The sequence below is a fragment of the Rossellomorea sp. NS-SX7 genome (genome assembly GCF_052828565.1).
Window position 1 is genome coordinate 2,974,226 of record NZ_CM128249.1, and the last position, 17,487, is coordinate 2,991,712.

The window sequence follows — 17,487 nt, forward strand, 5'->3', positions numbered from 1 at the left end:
GCATACACGCGGAGCCTTTCCCCCTTTACCAGAACCAGCAGCAGTTTCTGCGTCTTCTTCTGCGATTATCTTCCGCTCCAAGGACACCATCTCTACGGCATCCTCTGCGGTTGTCTCCTACACCAAGGACATTGTCATTTCTTCTGCGACGGCAGCCTCTGCCGTTGTCTTGTGCACCAAGGACATTGTCATCTCTTCTGCGGCATCTTCCACGGTTATCTTCCGCTCCAAGGACACCGTCATCTCTTCTCCGGCGCCGTCTTCTGCGGCCGCCAAATAACAGGTCGTCCCAACAGTCGTCACGACGTCCTCCGACACGGTCATTATTTCTACAACCCATATACCAAACCTCCTTGAAAGAAAAATTATCAGATACTAAACTCTGATATAGTTTATCGTATGAAGAGCTTGGCGGTTTGGTATGGGCCAAGTAGGAGGAAGATGTATAAATAATCCCTTATCAGCTTTGATTTTCTCTATATTTCAACTGTCCGATCAGTAACTGGACAACATGAAGGAACATTGCATCCCGTGTGACGATCCCATTGGTGAAAATCCCCACTGCTCCTTCACTTTGCCTGATTCCCGTCCGTTGGGTGAATTCATCCATAAGAGGACCAAGTTCCCCGCCTTGTCTCAATCCCCTGCCGATTTCCGCCGGCAGGGAGATTCTCGCCCCTCCGGCGATGATTTCATTGCCATTTCGATCAACGAGCCCACCCCAGTTGCACAGGAACATGCCATAAAGGGACTCCGTCACCCCTCCTTCAAGACCAATCCCGATGTCCGCTTCCGTCATCCTTAAGACGTTCTTCGCACGATTCAATGCCCCTTCAATTGTTTCCTGATCAGAAAATGGCTGTTCACTTACATTTGATTCCGTTTTCAAACATTCGAAACTCACATGTTCATAATGCTCCCGAAAGCCTTTTTTTATTGCTTCTACTTTTGCTTTGTTCTGTGTCCCAATTGCTATTTTCAACAAATTTCGATACCTCTTTCCTGCTAAAACATGGTTAAGAAGATAACCCCGGCCCTATCCTCATCCCTTTAAACCTGTTTCCTAAAAAAACTGCCTCCGGGGAGACAGTTCTCAACTCAAATAAATCCTCAATTTGAATGTGAATGATCCTCTAACCGTTTCGTTTGATCGTTTCGATTGTGGAACGGTCACATTGTTTGACCAGCTTTACAATAAGTTCTTTGGCTGCTGCATAATCGTCAACATGGATCATTGATGCATGTGTGTGGATATAGCGTGAACAGATCCCGACTACAGCACTTGGTACACCTTCATTGGATATGTGCACTCTTCCGGCATCCGTTCCTCCTTGTGAGACAAAATATTGATATGGGATGTCATTTGATTCCGCAGTATCCAAGATGAATTCCCTGATTCCTTTATGCGTCACCATGGAGCGGTCAAGGATTCTGAGGAGAGCCCCTTTACCTAATTGGCCAAACTCATTCTTATCTCCTGACATATCATTCGCAGGGCTTGCGTCTAACGCAAAGAAAATATCCGGATTGATCATATTTGCTGCTGTCTGCGCTCCGCGAAGTCCAACTTCCTCCTGCACAGTGGCACCTGAATAAAGCGTACTCGGCAGTTCGGTATCTTGAAGCTCTTTTAACAACTCAATTGATAAGCCGCAGCCATAGCGGTTATCCCATGCTTTGGCAAGGATTTTCTTTTCATTTGCCATTGGCGTAAACGGACAAATAGGAACGATCTGCTGTCCTGGCTTGATTCCAATTTCCAGTGCATTCTCTTTATTATCTGCACCGATATCGATAAGCATATTTTTTATATCCATCGGTTTCCTGCGCTGTTCCTCGCCTAAGAGATGCGGCGGGATGCTTCCGATTACACCGGTGACAGGTCCGTTATCGGTAATGATTTGCACACGTTGAGCAAGGAGGACCTGACTCCACCAGCCTCCAAGTGTTTGAAAACGAAGCATACCGTTGTCCGTGATTGAAGTGACCATAAAGCCAACCTCATCCATATGACCGGCAACCATGACTGTCGGATCCCCCGATTGACCCCTTTTCACACCAAATACCCCTCCAAGACGGTCCTGGACCACTTCGTCAGAGTACTGGGCTAGTTGTTCCTTCATAAATTTACGCACGGCATGTTCATTCCCAGGTGCCCCAGGCAACTCGGTTAACGTCTTAAATAAATCCAATGTATCTTGTTTCATTTATTCTGCCCCTTTTTATTTAATATCTAGTTATGTATAGTTTCATTTTACAGAACTTTCTCACGTCTTACCACCAATTAAGGCAAAAGCAGTTCTCTTTTTTTATGATTCTTTGTTAGAATGTACCTATATACCTGTTTGTAATCATGGCTGTGGAGGGGATAAGTATGAACTGGAAATCTTTCATTTTAGGAATTGGAATCGGTGCCGCGGGCGGTATATTACTGAGCGGTAAGCTGAAAGATGCAAGCTTTGTTTCAGCTGAAAGAGTATTAAAAGATGTAAAGCTTTCGTTTAAAAAAGAAGGGAAGATTGATGGGTCCTGGATAGCGATGAAACCAGAGGATTATCAAAAGCACTCCTTGTCCACCAAAGTGTATAAGGGCGGGGTTTCACGCAGAAGCGAAGGCGGTTTGGAACAGTATGAATTCGTGGCCGATGCATATACCGGTACGGTGATCGATGTTTATCCTTTATCTAATTAATATGAAAAACAGGATGACAAAAGCGTCATCCTGTTTTTTTCATTATAATCTTCTCGGCACTTCTTCAATGATTTCTCCGTCCTTATTCCATTTCAATGCCCTGTAAACGGCATCGTGATAGAACAAGAACCACCACTCATTGCCAATCGCCTTGTTGATCCACTTGTCCTTCGCATGAATGGACATCATTGGATAATCGTCATAAGCAAGGACCCAGAGCGGGTTTTTATGAGCATGTGTAGGCATGATGTCCGCCATATGAATGAACGTCTCACCCTCATTCTCCAATACAATGATCGAATGACCGTCACTGTGGCCGCCTGTATGAATCATGCGAAGTCCCGGCAGCACTTCCATTTCACCTTCGAACGTTTCCACCTGGTGGGTGATGCTTTCCCAGTTTTCTTTCCAATATGTATTACGCGAGCGGATATTCGGCTCTCTCATTTCATCCCATTCGACCTTCGATGTATATATCGTCGCATTCGGGAATACCGGGACGAGCTTTTCCCCTTCATACTTAGTCAATCCGCATGCATGATCGAAATGCATATGTGTCATCAAAATGATATCGATATCTTCAGTGGTCAATTCCAGTTCCTCTAACGATGCATCTATGGATGATTCCTCATGTACTCCATAATTACGTTTCTGTTTATCATTTAACTTCCCTTTACCGATCCCGGATTCAATCAGGATGTTTTTTCCTTGATGTTGAAAAAAGAGAGGATCGGTTCTCAACTCGATTTGATTCAATTCATTGACTGCATATTTTTTTTGCCAAAGAGGTTTCGGAACCACTCCGAACATCGCTCCCCCATCCATATGGGTCACGCCCCCATTCAGCCAATGGATCGTTAAATCTCCAACTTTCAATGATTCCATCATGTCTATTCCTCCTTTGTTCGTACAGATATATTTTATCAGAATTTATGGACGACTTATATAGATAAGCCTTTTCTTCGGCATGTACCTCAATCTACCGCTGGACAGGATAACCTAAACTATAGAAAATTCGACAAGAGGCACAATTATCGGGATATCGGCGCAATTATTTGGAAAGTGGCGCAATTATTTCAAAACCGGCGCAATTATCCTGAAAGTGGCTCAATTATTTTAAAACCAGCGCAATTATCTTGAAAGTGGATCAATTATTTTAAAACCGGTGCAATTATCATGAAAGTGGATCAATTATCGTTTGAAGGGCTGCTGGCAGGATGCATTTCACCATGTTATTGATAACCCCTGACTAAAAGTAAGGGAGCAATGTAATTTTTTCAAAAATCACTAACTTTTTTAGGATTTTACTATCCATTCTGAAAGATATCAACCACTCAAGCTGACACCCCAACAAAAAAAGCGCCCCGATGTAATCAGGACACTTCTTCTAACTATTATTAATTCTGATACTGCGCCTCCACACGGTAGATCCGCTGGCCTTTTGCAGAGAACTTTTCCTCGTACTCAGTCATGATATTGCCTTCGAAGTCGCTATTGTGAAGATCCAGGCTAAGGAACTTCAAGTGCAGGCCGTACCATGAAAAACTCTTCAATGAATACTCGAACAAGCCTTGGTTGTCCGTCTTAAAGTGAATTTCCCCGCGTTTGATCAGGATATCCTCATAAAGCTTGAGGAACGTTTCGTAAGTGAGACGACGCTTTTCGTGTCGGTTCTTCGGCCAAGGGTCTGAGAAGTTCAGATACACTCTGCTTACTTCCCCACTCGCGAAGAATTCAGTTAAGTCGCGCGCATCAACGTTCAATAGTTTTACATTCGGCAGCTCTGCTTCAATCAATCGATCCAATGCTGTCACGATGACACTTTCATACAATTCGATTCCGATATAATTGACATCAGGATTCGCTCTTGCCATTTCCGTTACGAATTGTCCTTTTCCTGTTCCAACCTCTATATGAATCGGATTGTCATTTCCAAATACTTCATTCCATTTACCTTTTTTCTCTTCGGGCTGTGCAACCACATACTGCGGATTCTCATTGATCTTTTCAGAAGCCCATGGTTTATGTCTTAAACGCATGCTGTGACACCTCATTTATTTATTTGGCCCATTGAAAACCGCTATTGATTTCCGTGCAAGACTTCGCTTTCCGCGGGCGGCCGGTGAGCCTCCTCGTCGCTGCGCTCCTGTGGGTTAGAAAAGCGGAAGGGCTTTGTTCAGAGGCGGGTGGCATAAGGCGAATCGGCCACGAAGGCGTTCTTTGCCTTCTTGGTCGATTTGACTTATGACATGTGCCTCTAAGCCCCGCAGCTAGACAAGTCTCACCTGTCTCACTTTTCCCGCAGGAGTCTTCGTCTTGCACTCCAATCAATAGCTGGATTCTGTTAATACAATAAAATAACAGAGCCATAAATTAAATTTAAAAGCTGTTTTCATATAAGACGTTCTTTCATAAACAATTCATATGAAAACAGCTCTACCGAAAAAACAATAACAGATGTAAGATCTCTATGCAACAACATTTTGCGGCCACACCCTTTTCAAAAAATCAAACGAATAAATAAAAAAGGAATCCACACACTAAACGTGAATTCCTTTATGAAAGATCTATATGAAAGGGTGTACGGTATGCCTTTGAACTCCCAGTATCAAATGCAGTTATTGAAAGATATATTAACGAATCATCAAACAGATTGCTGCGGTTCAGTATCTGAATGTGAGCAAGTCGAACGATTGGTCAAATCGTTGATGGTCAATGCTGATATTAATGAAAATATTAAGCCGGTCCTGCAGGAAATTTATCAATACAGTCAAAGCGGAGCAGGCAGCTCTGACCTTGATTCTCATATCACGAACAATCAACAAAACCTGTCCCAATGGGTGACAGATATGGATCAGTTCTCCTGATTAAACGATTTTGTGCAAATATTCAATCCAGTGGTTCATTTCATGAAAACGTCCTTTTCCTTTATGCCATTGGATGGAAAGGATCGTTTGAGCCACTACATACCACTTCATTCTCAGTTTTAAATTGTCTGTTAACTCAACGCCATATTGAGTGAGCCATGCCGGCCACTCTTCTTCGGGAATGTACCAGTATAACAGCATTCCTACGTCGAAAGCAGGGTCGGCAATCATGGCGCCGTCCCAATCAATCAGGTACAGCTGGTTGAAATCGGAAAGCAGCCAGTTGTTATGATTGACATCCCCGTGGCAGACCACATATTCATCCTGCCGAACCTCTTCCAGTTCTTTTTGCAGAAATAATAACGCTTGCCTGACTACCGGGAGCGATAGAAGATCGAACTCCAGGCCAGTTTCAACTTCCGTCAGCATATGTTCGGGTTGAAACGGTTCCTGCCCCAATCTCTCCAGCATCGTGGACAGGGGCTTGGAAGAATGGATTTTTTTGAGCAGCCTGGCTACCCGTTCATTCTTCATCTCTTCTGGATTTAATTCTCTTCCATTCAACCAGTGCTGTGCTGTTATAACGTCCCCATTTTCCATTCGCTTAGTCCAAACCAGTTTCGGCACAATGCCTTCTGCGGACAATACGGCTACAAATGGAGAAGAGTTGCGTTTAAGAAACAGCTTCTGCTCTTGATACTGAGCAAAAAAAGCTTCTCCGGTAGCACCGCCTGCGGGGACTATTTCCCAATCTTGGTCAAATAAGTGTTCCAATATATTCACCTTCTATTGGTCCTTAGTCATAATCTTTTTTATCATGCTTACATTTATTATCGTCATTTTTATATATTCATTAAACTTATTTTCACGATTGAAAAGTCTTCATAAAACAAAAAAGACAGCTATTGGGCAGATCAATCAATAGCCATCTGTTTTTGATTTTATCGTCATCTTCTCATTTCGTCAAGCATTGGAACGATGTGTCATCGAACCATTAAATAGGAACAAAGCCCCTCAACCTCCATGGAATCTCCGTTCAGCTCACATATTCCGTTGACATTCGCCTTATCCCCATCTGCAAGCAGAGTCCAGGATTTTCCTTTCGGCAGTCGTAACTCCGTCTTACCGGTGCCTGAATGAAAAAGCAATAGTAGTTCATTCCATGGTCCATATGGGTGAACGTCCTGATAATGAACGGTTACCAGATTTTCTGCGGGGTGATGGACAGAAGCATATTTTCTGATAAGATCGGAATTCCTGAATCGAAATGCCCCGTGACTTTTCCTGATGGCAATCAAGCCCCGGACATACTCAATATCCTCTTCATGCTTCTCTCTTCTCAGCCAATCAAGCTGATTCACCTCAACAGGGGAATTGTAACTGTTCTCTATTCCATGCTTGGTACGGAAAAATTCCTGACCTGCGTGAAGGAACGGTATTCCTTGTGAAAATAACACCATAGCGGTCGCAAGCTTCTGCCTTCTCATAAGGATTTCATCCTCTTCCTCAAGACAGGCTTGCATTTTATCCCACAGCGTATGGTTATCATGTGACTCTACATAGTTGACGGATTGAGCAGACTCATTAAAAATGCCTCTTTCTCCTTCTATGATGCCAATGCTGCCCAAGAGCACCTGTTCCACTTTCTCCTCCAGGTTCCCGTGGCCGAGAGAGAAACCTTTATCGTGGAGATTGAATGTACTCCCCTTGATCGTGTCCCTGAAACGATCATTGAATTGACCGATTCCCAACAAACTGTTTGCATTTCTAAGATTTGCCTTTCTGTTTGAAGGAAGAGGTGTATTCAAGTCCCACCCTTCACCGATCATGATGGCATCAGGAAGGATACGGTTTACTTCATCACGGATTTCATTCATCGTCTTAACATCGAGGATCCCCATCAAATCAAATCGGAATCCATCCACACCATATGTTTTCATCCAATAAAGGATGGAATCTTTAATGAATTTTCGCGCCATGGAACGTTCCGAGGCAAAATCATTCCCGACACCCGTTCCATTGGAAGGCAGTCCGTTTTCATCATGACGGAAAAAATATCCTGGAACGAGTTTTTCAAAAGACGATGTTTCTCTTATATATACGTGGTTATACACTACATCCAAAATGACCCTTATGTTTTCTTCGTGCAGTGAATGAATCGCAGATTTCAGTTCGTATATGCGTTCTGCGGGGTCATCGGGCTTCATACTGTAACTGCCTTCTGGAGCATTAAAGAATAAAGGGTTGTATCCCCAGTTGTACCGGTTATCCTCAGGGTCATCCGAAACACCATCGAAATCATTCACGGGGAGCAGTTCAACATGAGTAATACCCAGCTCCTTCAAATATTGGATTCCGCTTGAAAAACCATTTGGTGTGGCTGTCTCTTTTTCCGTAAATGCCAGGTATTTCCCTTTGAACTTCATCCCGCTTTCCTTGGCGCTTGAAAAGTCCCGTACATTCAATTCATATATGACAGCATCTGTTGGCGATGACAAGGCTTCAAGTGAAGAACACTGCGGTCCGATGCGGTCAGCATCAACAACACACCCCCACTCGCTATTATAAGAAACAGCTTTCGCATAAGGGTCTATAAGCTCATTCCAAACTAAATTGATGCAAGTCATGAATGTATAGTAATAACCTTCAATGTCTTCCCTGACAGTCATTTCCCATACACCATTTTCGGTTCTTTCCATGGTGTACTCCATGACTTCCTCTTTATCGGGTGCCTTTAACTTCAGCTTTACTTCAATAGAGGTGGGAGACCACACTTTAAATACGGCCGAGTCGCCAACGAAGGTGACACCGAGGTCATCTCCGTCATAGAAAAATCGTTTGTCGAATTCTTCCGTACGAATGACTGCACCGACCTGAAGATCCGTTTGCATATTGTGTTCGTCAACGATATGATAAGTTTTTCCAAGTTCCAGTTCCTCCGAAAGGGATGCTGTGTATTTCATTGCATCCTCCAAAGGGATCTTCTCCTTCAAATCAAGAGGGATTACCTTCCCGTCTTTTAAAAGGGAAAATTGATTGGACTCGCCCCCATGATACGTATAAGGAAGAATGAGTGTAATCGTATGAATTGTATCCAGGAATGCTTCGTACTGCCGACTAATGACTAACACTTCTGCCACCTGCTTCTATTTAACATTTTCCAGCTGTCCGGAAGGATCTTGACGTTCAGTTCACTATCTTCATCGATGACACCTGCAAAATCGCCATCTGCATGGACAGGAACCCCCTCCCCGCTTCCAATTGTGATATTACTACCTGTTAATGTATGGACTTCTTTCAATTCAGTATGTTTTCCGAAAAAGACGGAAATAAACAAAAACAAAAGCTTCCATTTCGAAAGCCCGGACACGATTGTCAAATCCAGCTCTCCATCATTCGGACTTGCTTCCGGGGCTATTTTCATCCCGCCCCCGAAATAAGGCTGATTTGAAATGGTGATAAACCATACTCTTTCCAGTGTTTGTTTCACACCATCAATCTCAATCGTCACCTGAAAAGGGGTAAAAGTGAACGTTTCCCTGCAAAGGAGAATGGGATAGATCAGCTTCCCCAATGACCAGCGGTTCAATTTTTTCTTTAATGGGGAGGCATTTGCCTTTTGTGCAATCAATGCATCGAACCCTACACCTATATTATTCACAAAATATTATTTTGGCCCCCCTCCTAAAGAGAAAAGACCTGCATCCAGTGAAATCGAATGTGCCGAAGATGATGTTTCTTTAATCAAGTTATAAGCCTCACGTCTGCTGGCTGGCCATTTATAGCCCCTGGCAAAATCATTTCCGCTTCCACCTGGGATATACCCGATGAAAATATTTTTAAAACCGGCCGTACCTGAGATAATGGAGTTCATCGTGCCATCGCCGCCGACTCCGATTATGTATAGCGTATCATCCGGATACTTCCGGACAAGATCCTCCATGATTTTTCTCACATCACCAGGGTGGTCGGTGACATACATCAAGTGGGGGATGGTGATTTCTTTCTGAAACTTTTTCCAGGAAGAAAGGGAATGGTCGTTCCTTGCAGATGGATTCACTATAAAGACTGTCTTCATTTCGAATCCTCTTCCGCTGCTGCGTTCCATCCCTTTAACGTCTCATGTTGATAATGCATCCGCTTGAATGAAGTCGTCTGACAATAACTCAAAATGGATTTCGCCGCTTTCAATTGAACACTTTTGATCGGTGACGAGTTTGACCGCTGCTGATTGAACCAGTTTTCATGCATCCGCTTATCAATGAATTGATATCCGGCAGGGGCCTGAGGATAATCGATATATCCATTTCTCGAGATGACAGCTTTATGGACTGGCAATTCGATCCCGGCGTATTCCACAATTTGCTGAATGATACGTTCCATCCTTCTTAAGGAAATCAGCGGATTCAGTACCCGCGTTTCCGAATTGCCCCACTTCTTCTCCCAGAAACGATCTCCGGATCCGATATAGGCTGTCCCATCCTCGAATTCCAGGAACGATAAACACCAGATACCGGTCGGTGTAACCAATAGGACCTCCAACTCAACGGGTGCATTCTTTATTTTAAAAACCGGATAATATAAAACGAGTGTATTATCAGGAAATCGCTGGAGCAGATACTTGAGACGCTCATCATAGTAATAGCTGTTATCTACATAGGATTTTTCTGAAATCGTGGAGCTTGCCCACCTTAACTGAAATTCAAAGATTGAATCCAGGAAATGCTTCTTCAATTCCTCTTCCGTCGCAATATCAGGGTTCGAATTCATTTCAAGCTCGATTTCATCATCATCCTTCTGCGTCACAAATTCGGTTTCCTCAGATTCATCATCATCCTTCTTTTTAAAAAAAGACATGAACTTCCTGGTAACGGATGATTTCTCTTTCTCTATTTCTTCTTTTTCGATTGAAGAAAACATACCTCCGTTTTCCCAGTGAAGTTTCATTTTTTCCCATTGCTGCTTTTTTAATCGTACAAATTGGGAAGGATATCTATATAAATCCGTTTCATACCTTGAAACATAATCTTGGAGTTTAATCAGCTGCGCCATAAGGAGTCCTTCCTTTCAAGAATGTTTTAGGGCAGATCATTCAATTGTATGGTATGGATCCGTTCATACTTTGGAATACGGTCCATGTGTGTTCTATATAAAACGACTTCTCTTATCCGATGACTTGGGGTTTCGGCTGGATTGAATTCATTAAGGCATTCCTTTGAAAATGCAGCAGGCTTGTTCCATTTTCGCCCAACGGTAATATGGGGGGTGAACGGCCTTGAATCCAGTTGAAATCCAGCTTCTTCGCAAGCTTCATATACTTTTTCGCGAATTTGGTGAAGAGTCGATGACGGCTTTACGCCCATCCAGAAAATTCTTGGTTCATCGCTTTTCCCAAATGTGCCAAACCGCTTGAGTGACAGCGGGAAACTTTGCAGGTTATGTAAAGAATGTGTGACATGACCAATCGCCACATCCAGATCTTCTTGTGAAGCATTACCTAAAAAAGCCAGAGTGATATGATAGTCTTCTGGATGCACCCATTTTTTTAAAAAATCATCCTCCCTCATAGGAGCCGTCAGTTCATGTATTTCTTTTTTCAGTTCGTTCGGTAATGATAATGCAAAAAAATAGTGTGTTTTTAACATAACATACCATCCTTTTTGTTTAGCTTTGTATAAAATCGCTTTTATTTATTTCTGGTGAATAAGCATGCTTAGGTAAATCGCGTGCCCCAGGCTAAAAGGTTCACAGTCTGACTACTTTCCTATAAATAAAATCTATGTTAAAACTTATTATTGTTCTTAGCTGATTCCAGCTGTTGATTGGAGCGCAAGACGAAGACTCCTGCGGGAGAAGTGACCAATGTGAGACTTGTCCAGCTACAGGGCTTAGAGGCACATGCCATAAGTCAAATCGACCAAGAAGGCAAAGAACGCCTTCGTGGCCGATTCGCCTTATACCACCCGCCTCTCTTCAAAGCCCCTCCGCTTTTCTTCCCGCAGGCGAAGCCGAGGAGGCTCACGGGTCACCCGCGGAAAGCGAAGCTTGCACGGAAATCAACAGCGGTATTCAATAGAACAAACTTTGACTTATTTATCTCTATTTTAGCAAAATGTGCTAAGAGAAAGAATCACTGATGGAAAATGCAATAAAAATGAAATACAAAGCCTATTTAGTTGATAAGATTTATGTGAATGAGTACCATATAATTAGACAGTGAAGGAAAGGAAGTTGACCATGAAAGTAGTACAGAATATTGCTGAATTGATCGGGGATACCCCCCTTGTTAAATTAAATCGTCTTAATCCTTCTGATGGAGCGGATGTATATGTAAAGCTTGAATTTTATAATCCGAGCAAGAGTGTAAAAGACCGTGCTGCCTTTCAAATGATCGTGGAAGCTGAAAAACAAGGCTTGCTGAAAGAAGGTTCGACAATCATCGAACCGACCAGCGGAAATACGGGAATCGGTCTTGCCATGAATGCAGCAGCGAGGGGCTACCGCTCCATCCTCGTCATGCCTGACACGATGACGCAGGAGCGGATCAACCTGCTGAAAGCATACGGAGCAGAGGTCGTATTGACTCCCGGTGATGAGAAGATGCCCGGCGCGATCGAAAAAGCGAAGGAACTGACGAAAGAAATCCCAAACAGCTTTATGCCGATGCAGTTTGAAAATGCAGCGAATCCGAATGCCCATCGCAAAACAACAGCGCTGGAAATCGTAGAAGCGATGGAACAAATCGGCAAGCCCCTTTCCGCTTTTGTCGCGACAGCAGGTACAGGAGGAACGATCACCGGTACCGGCGAAGTACTGAAGGAACAGTATCCTGATATCCAGGTGCATGTCGTCGAGCCTGCAGGGTCGCCTGTCCTTTCCGGTGGAAAACCAGGGAAGCACAAACTGGTCGGAACAAGCCCTGGCTTTGTCCCTGATACACTGAACACAGAAGTATACGATAAAATTCACAAGATAGAAGATGAACAGGCTTATGATATCGCACGTAGAATGGCTAGCGAAGAAGGAATCTTGGTCGGACCGTCTTCCGGTGCAGCATGCTACGCAGCAATCGAAGTCGCTAAAACATTGTCACCCGACGATGTCGTCATATGTATCGCATGTGATACGGGTGAGAGATACCTTTCCAGCGATCTATTTCGCTTTTAATTTTGAAGGCCCGTCCCTCAGTGCTTTAATAAGCACTTGGAGGGACGGGCCTTCTCTTTAGATGTCTTTTTTTATTTTTCGATAATGCGAGATGAAATGATCTGGTGAAGACTTCACCACAAACGTCAGCACACCTTCAATGGTATGAAGGTAGAGGAACGTGTAGCGGGCAGATAGGTGCTTTTTCGTTACATCCATCACTTGATGAAGTGTAAAGCTCCTTTTAGGCGTGACGATTTTATCACTATATAAATAGAGATACTCTTCCGTCTCCACCGTAAACTGCTGATTATCTTCAATCAACCGTTCTTTCTTCATATAAGCTTGTGAACAAATCAATTCCATCCCGCACCCTCCGTTACACTTGCTGTACCTTGCACTCAGTCAATATTCTTCCCGTGAACATTTCTTGCAATTTCACCGTCACAGGCCCCGGTACGCCCTGCCCGATGTTCACTTCATCCACTTTAATGACCGGCATCACTTCCGATGTCGTACTAGCGATGAACATTTCTTCTGCAGCCAGAAGCTCATCGACGGTGAATGTTTTTTCAACAAATGGCACACCGCTCTTAGCAGCTATATCCTTGATGACTCTTCTCGTAATCCCATTGAGGATCAAATTCGTAGCCGGATGTGTATAGATGCTTCCATCCTTTACAATGAAGACATTTGATGAAGAACCTTCCGTCACTGTCTCGCCGCGGTGCTGGATCGCTTCGAAATGCCCTTTGGAAGCCGCCTCTTCTTTTGCAAGAATATTTCCTAATAGATTCAGGCTTTTGATATCACAGCGGAGCCATCTGATATCCTCTACCAGCGTAGCCGTCACACCTTCGTTCATCTGCTTTGACGGCCGTTTGAAATCCTTCGTATACGCAATCACACTTCCGGATATGTCTCCTCCGGGAAAATGATGCTGTCTCGGTGAAATACCCCTTGAGACCTGCATATACACAATGCCTTCTTCGACGTCATTTTTTTCGATCAATTTACATACGATGGAAGAGAGTTCCTGAAGATCGAATGGAATCTTCAGCTTCATTTTATCGGCACTTTGATACAGCCGCTCCATATGTTCGTCCATCGTGAAAACTTCCCCACTATACACACGGATCACTTCATAAATCCCATCTCCGAATTGATAGCCGCGGTCCTCTATGTCTACTTTCGCGTCGCTTCTTTTCACAAATTCCCCATTAAGGAATACCGTTTCTACCGCCATTTCCCTCTCTCCTCCCGATCCTTAGGATTTACATGCCAATTCATAAATGGCCTGAGCATAGATTGCCGTCGCTTTTAAAAGATCCTCTATATACATATATTCATCCTTTTGATGTGCAATATCTTCTCTTCCAGGGAATAACGGTCCGAAAGCCACTCCTGCCTCAAGGCTCCTTGCATAGGTGCCGCCGCCGATGGTGATGAGTTCACCTTTTTCCCCTGTCTGTTCTTCGTACACTTTTTTCAAAGTCTGTACAAGCTCATCATCTGACGACACATGATGCGGCTTGCTGTCTGTGAATTTATCAACATTATAGCCTTCAATGGAATGAAGGGTATCTTTTGCTTTTTCCATATCGTAATGTACACCGTAACGCATATTCAGTCCCAGACGGCCGCCTTCTTCATGGGAATAACGCAGTTTCCCTACGTTGATCGTAAGGTCACCCGTGATTTCATCCCGATGACTCACCCCAAGCTTAACACCTCTTGAGTCTTTAAAGAAGTTTTCTTTCGTAAAAGCAAAGAATGCTTCTGCCTGTGAATCGAGAGGAAGCTCCGTCAGGAAAGCAGCAAGATAGAGTCCTGCATTTTTCCCGTTATCAGGCTCCATCCCATGAGCCGAGATACCTTCCACTTCAAAGATCACGTCGCCATTTTCCATATAGTAGCTGCCCTTGATCTCTTCTTTTTTCGAGAAGATTTCAAACTGCTGGACCCATTTCGTATGATCTTCATCCAGATGGACAACTGCCTTTGCGTAATCAGGCACCATATTATAGCGGCGACCCGATTCAAAGGAAATGACTTTATTGCGTGAATCGTTTCCTTCGCTGTTCATCTTCTGAACGAGATCATAATCTGCAATCCCTTTTTCAGCATAGATGATCGGGAAGTCGGCATCCGGTGCGAATCCCATCGATGGCATTTCTTCTTTCTTGAAGTAGTGATCCACACATCTCCAATCGCTTTCCTCATCCGTTCCGATGATCATACGAATCCGTTTTGTAAAATCAGGCTTCAATTCTTTTACGATTTTCATCGCATAATAGGCGGCCATCGTCGGCCCCTTATCATCGATCGCACCGCGAGCATAAATCTTTCCATCCTTGATCTCTCCTCCGAAAGGATCGACACTCCAGCCGTCTCCTTCAGGAACGACATCCACGTGACAAAGAATACCAAGGAGGTCCTCGCCTTCACCGAACTCAAGATGTCCGGCAAGATGATCGACATTCTTAGGAGTGAACCCGTCTTTTTCCCCGAGCATCAATAAATAATCCAGCGCTTCCTTTACTCCTTTTCCAAGCGGGGCGTCCTCTGTGGCATTCTCTTCATCTAACACACTTTTTATTTGCAAAAAGTTTTGTAAATCGTTTAATAAATCATCTTTTCGTTTCTCTACTTCCTGCGTCCAATTCATCTTTAACACCTGCTCATTATGTATTTAAACTCATTCCACTCCATTTTATACTGTTTGCTGAGGAAATCCAAACAAGGAGAAAGACCTATGTAAAAAAGTTTACACCCTTAATTTTCAGAATTATTCATCTTTTGTTCCTAGGCCTCATAAAATAGGGTTAATACCGGTACCCTACGTTAATTGTTTGTAAATTTAGACAATAATATAGAATTTTTGTAGAAATAAGGGTACAATATTATTGTCAGACATCTTATGAGTAAACGATAAAAGGAAAAGGGGTTGTCTAAAGCGCATAGTACATAGGTAGCACGTGAGGTGCACACATGGCGATGTAGTCTTTGACTTTGGAAAAATGATGAGGGAGTGGTTCTTTGAAACCTTCAACCAATCGTATGCTAACAAGAATAAAAGCTGTATACATGTACATCAACAAGAAAGGTACTGTAACAACTCAAGATCTCGTTGACGAATTTGGCATTACTCCTCGCACCATTCAAAGAGATCTCAACGTGTTAGCGTATAATGACTTGGTACAAAGCCCAAGTCGCGGCCAATGGACAACAACTGAGAAGAAAGTAAAGATGTCTTCATAGAGAGAAAGAGAAAAGCGGAACGCCTTGCTTAGAGGCGACAAGCATAAGGTGAACCTACCGGAAAGGCGTTCTTTGCCTTTTTGGTAGGTTTAACTTATGACCTCCAGCCTCTAGGCGCTGGAGCTGGACAATAGAAAAGCGGAGGCGGCTCGTTCAGCCCCGACAAGCATAACTGGGAAATCCCCTAAGGCGCTTTTTGCCTTTGGGGATTTTTCAGTTATGACCTCGAGGGGCTAGCCGCCGGAGCTGGACAATGAAAAGAGTAATAATAAGAAAAGCCCAGCCCCTGAAGCGTATACCACTTGAGGGGCTGGACTTTTTTCATATTCAGGGTAAAATCAAGGGCGGTACTCCTTCAGCATCTCCACTTCCTCATCCGTCAGCTCACGATACTCTCCAAGCTCCAAATCCTCATCCAGCTGCAGCGGTCCCATCGACAAACGCTTCAAGTAAACAACGCGTTTCCCGACGCTTTCAAACATCCGCTTCACCTGATGGAACTTGCCTTCCGTGATCGTCAGCTCAATATCCGAAGTAAGCCCGGATTTCAGAATCACAAGGTCTCCCGGCTTCGTATGATAACCATCCTCAAGCGTCACGCCTTCTTTGAAAGCTTCAACATCACGTTCAGTCACTTCACCTTCTATCACGGCAAAGTACGTTTTTGGAACATGCCGTTTTGGGGAAAGAAGCTGATGGGATAATTGCCCGTCATTCGTGATAAGCAGCAAGCCTTCTGTATCTTTATCAAGTCTACCTACAGGAAATGGATTAAAGATCTGGTCTTCCATTTGGAGGATATCAATGACGGTTTCATCGTTTGCATCTTCCGTAGCTGAGATCAGACCAGGCGGCTTATTCATCATGAGATAGATGAATTCACGATATTCTACCTTATCTCCGTACAGCATGACGGTATCCTTTTCTGTGTCGACGTGGACTTTTCCATCCTTGACGACCTCGCCATTCACCTGCAGACCCCCATCCTTTAGCAGTTTCTTCACTTCTTTTCGGCTACCATAGCCCATGTTTGCAAGCAGCTTATCAATTCTCATAATTACACTCCTACTATATTTAATAAATCTCTTTAGATAATTCAAATTTCGTTTAGGGTAATGGCCCATTCATAATCCTATTTTATACATAGGCTATTAACGATAAGCAAGAACCCATAATAAAACTTGAGGTGAATAAAATGTATCCTTTTCGACAACAAGGAACCGGCGGCATTTTGATTCCGATTCCTCTTCCAGGCGGCGGACAGCAATTTCCCGGTTATCCAGGTTATCCTGGAGGCGGTGGCGGCGGAAGCTTCAACGACCGTCTGGATCGTTTAGAAAGACAATATCAGCGTCTTGACCGCAGGGTGGACCGACTTGAAAGACAAGTGGAAAGGCTTGAAAGGCAGCTTGGGTATTACAATCAATGATAAGAAAAGCGGAGGCGGTTTGCCCAGCCCCGACAAGCATAAGATGAATGGGCCGGGAAGGCGCTTTTTGCCTTCTTGGCCCATTTATCTTA

Annotated in this window: 20 protein-coding genes; 5 read left to right on the forward strand and 15 right to left on the reverse strand. The window is 43.7% G+C overall.

Annotated elements, in window-relative coordinates:
• Window positions 1–25 precede the first annotated feature (25 nt).
• The 3 genes from ACUXV2_RS14845 to ACUXV2_RS14855 all read right to left on the reverse strand — a co-directional run bounded on the left by ACUXV2_RS14845 (window position 26) and on the right by ACUXV2_RS14855 (window position 2,207).
• The gene (locus ACUXV2_RS14845) at window positions 26–340 is read right to left on the reverse strand and encodes a hypothetical protein (protein WP_446243957.1); all 315 of its coding nucleotides are present in this window, start codon (window positions 338–340) and stop codon (window positions 26–28) included.
• 120 nt (window positions 341–460) lie between these two features.
• Window positions 461–985, reverse strand: coding sequence for a DUF84 family protein (locus tag ACUXV2_RS14850; protein WP_446243958.1), 525 nt, complete (start codon window positions 983–985; stop codon window positions 461–463).
• A gap of 148 nt (window positions 986–1,133) precedes the next feature.
• The gene (locus tag ACUXV2_RS14855) at window positions 1,134–2,207 is read right to left on the reverse strand and encodes a M42 family metallopeptidase (protein ID WP_446243959.1); all 1,074 of its coding nucleotides are present in this window, start codon (window positions 2,205–2,207) and stop codon (window positions 1,134–1,136) included.
• Between the two features lie 167 nt (window positions 2,208–2,374).
• Here ACUXV2_RS14855 and ACUXV2_RS14860 point away from each other — a divergent pair, with 167 nt between their 5' ends.
• Window positions 2,375–2,692: a PepSY domain-containing protein gene (locus tag ACUXV2_RS14860; protein ID WP_446243960.1), complete on the forward strand. Its 318-nt coding sequence runs from the start codon at window positions 2,375–2,377 to the stop codon at window positions 2,690–2,692.
• A gap of 42 nt (window positions 2,693–2,734) precedes the next feature.
• Here ACUXV2_RS14860 and ACUXV2_RS14865 read toward each other — a convergent pair whose 3' ends face one another.
• Both ACUXV2_RS14865 and trmB read right to left on the reverse strand, forming a co-directional pair.
• Entirely contained in the window at window positions 2,735–3,577 is an 843-nt protein-coding gene (locus ACUXV2_RS14865; RefSeq protein ID WP_446247083.1) for a YtnP family quorum-quenching lactonase, read from the reverse strand.
• Window positions 3,578–4,089: 512 nt separating this feature from the next.
• A complete protein-coding gene (gene trmB / locus ACUXV2_RS14870) occupies window positions 4,090–4,731 on the reverse strand; it encodes a tRNA (guanosine(46)-N7)-methyltransferase TrmB (protein ID WP_446243961.1) in 642 nt (213 codons plus the stop codon).
• 549 nt (window positions 4,732–5,280) lie between these two features.
• On the opposite strand from trmB, the gene ACUXV2_RS14875 reads away from it, so the two are divergent.
• Window positions 5,281–5,559: a YtzH-like family protein gene (locus ACUXV2_RS14875; protein ID WP_446243962.1), complete on the forward strand. Its 279-nt coding sequence runs from the start codon at window positions 5,281–5,283 to the stop codon at window positions 5,557–5,559.
• Here the strand turns inward: ACUXV2_RS14875 and ACUXV2_RS14880 are convergent, their stop codons facing one another.
• The 6 genes from ACUXV2_RS14880 to thpR form a co-directional block, all read right to left on the reverse strand.
• Window positions 5,560–6,333, reverse strand: coding sequence for a phosphotransferase (locus ACUXV2_RS14880; protein ID WP_446243963.1), 774 nt, complete (start codon window positions 6,331–6,333; stop codon window positions 5,560–5,562). It lies immediately after the preceding gene.
• A gap of 209 nt (window positions 6,334–6,542) precedes the next feature.
• On the reverse strand, window positions 6,543–8,690 hold the full coding sequence (pulA, locus tag ACUXV2_RS14885) for a type I pullulanase (protein ID WP_446243964.1): 2,148 nt from the start codon (window positions 8,688–8,690) through the stop codon (window positions 6,543–6,545).
• Window positions 8,684–9,220 carry a diacylglycerol/lipid kinase family protein gene (locus tag ACUXV2_RS14890; RefSeq protein ID WP_446243965.1) on the reverse strand — a complete coding sequence of 179 codons (537 nt, stop codon included), beginning with the start codon at window positions 9,218–9,220 and terminating at the stop codon, window positions 8,684–8,686. Before ACUXV2_RS14890 ends, pulA begins: the two co-directional genes overlap by 7 nt.
• A gap of 6 nt (window positions 9,221–9,226) precedes the next feature.
• Window positions 9,227–9,637: a diacylglycerol/lipid kinase family protein gene (locus ACUXV2_RS14895; protein ID WP_446243966.1), complete on the reverse strand. Its 411-nt coding sequence runs from the start codon at window positions 9,635–9,637 to the stop codon at window positions 9,227–9,229.
• Window positions 9,634–10,611, reverse strand: a complete 978-nt coding sequence (locus tag ACUXV2_RS14900) for a nuclease-related domain-containing protein (RefSeq protein ID WP_446243967.1) — start codon at window positions 10,609–10,611, stop codon at window positions 9,634–9,636. Before ACUXV2_RS14900 ends, ACUXV2_RS14895 begins: the two co-directional genes overlap by 4 nt.
• A 26-nt stretch (window positions 10,612–10,637) precedes the next feature.
• The gene (gene thpR / locus ACUXV2_RS14905) at window positions 10,638–11,204 is read right to left on the reverse strand and encodes an RNA 2',3'-cyclic phosphodiesterase (RefSeq protein ID WP_446243968.1); all 567 of its coding nucleotides are present in this window, start codon (window positions 11,202–11,204) and stop codon (window positions 10,638–10,640) included.
• 592 nt (window positions 11,205–11,796) lie between these two features.
• Here thpR and cysK point away from each other — a divergent pair.
• The gene (cysK, locus tag ACUXV2_RS14910; protein ID WP_446243969.1) at window positions 11,797–12,726 is read left to right on the forward strand and encodes a cysteine synthase A; all 930 of its coding nucleotides are present in this window, start codon (window positions 11,797–11,799) and stop codon (window positions 12,724–12,726) included.
• A 57-nt stretch (window positions 12,727–12,783) separates the two neighbouring features.
• Here the strand turns inward: cysK and ACUXV2_RS14915 are convergent, their stop codons facing one another.
• From ACUXV2_RS14915 to pepV, 3 genes are read right to left on the reverse strand one after another with little or no spacing between them, the layout of a single operon-like run.
• Window positions 12,784–13,071: a hypothetical protein gene (locus ACUXV2_RS14915; protein ID WP_446243970.1), complete on the reverse strand. Its 288-nt coding sequence runs from the start codon at window positions 13,069–13,071 to the stop codon at window positions 12,784–12,786.
• Window positions 13,072–13,084: 13 nt separating this feature from the next.
• Entirely contained in the window at window positions 13,085–13,951 is an 867-nt protein-coding gene (dat, locus tag ACUXV2_RS14920) for a D-amino-acid transaminase (protein WP_446243971.1), read from the reverse strand.
• A gap of 21 nt (window positions 13,952–13,972) precedes the next feature.
• Complete coding sequence (gene pepV / locus ACUXV2_RS14925; RefSeq protein WP_446243972.1) at window positions 13,973–15,373, reverse strand: dipeptidase PepV; 1,401 nt, start codon at window positions 15,371–15,373, stop codon at window positions 13,973–13,975.
• 371 nt (window positions 15,374–15,744) lie between these two features.
• Here pepV and ACUXV2_RS14930 point away from each other — a divergent pair, with 371 nt between their 5' ends.
• Window positions 15,745–15,966 carry a DeoR family transcriptional regulator gene (locus ACUXV2_RS14930; protein WP_032087291.1) on the forward strand — a complete coding sequence of 74 codons (222 nt, stop codon included), beginning with the start codon at window positions 15,745–15,747 and terminating at the stop codon, window positions 15,964–15,966.
• Between the two features lie 338 nt (window positions 15,967–16,304).
• Here the strand turns inward: ACUXV2_RS14930 and ACUXV2_RS14935 are convergent, their stop codons facing one another.
• On the reverse strand, window positions 16,305–17,021 hold the full coding sequence (locus ACUXV2_RS14935; RefSeq protein ID WP_446243973.1) for a pseudouridine synthase: 717 nt from the start codon (window positions 17,019–17,021) through the stop codon (window positions 16,305–16,307).
• A gap of 140 nt (window positions 17,022–17,161) precedes the next feature.
• Here ACUXV2_RS14935 and ACUXV2_RS14940 point away from each other — a divergent pair, with 140 nt between their 5' ends.
• Entirely contained in the window at window positions 17,162–17,395 is a 234-nt protein-coding gene (locus ACUXV2_RS14940) for a hypothetical protein (RefSeq protein WP_446243974.1), read from the forward strand.
• The last annotated feature ends 92 nt before the right edge of the window (window positions 17,396–17,487 follow it).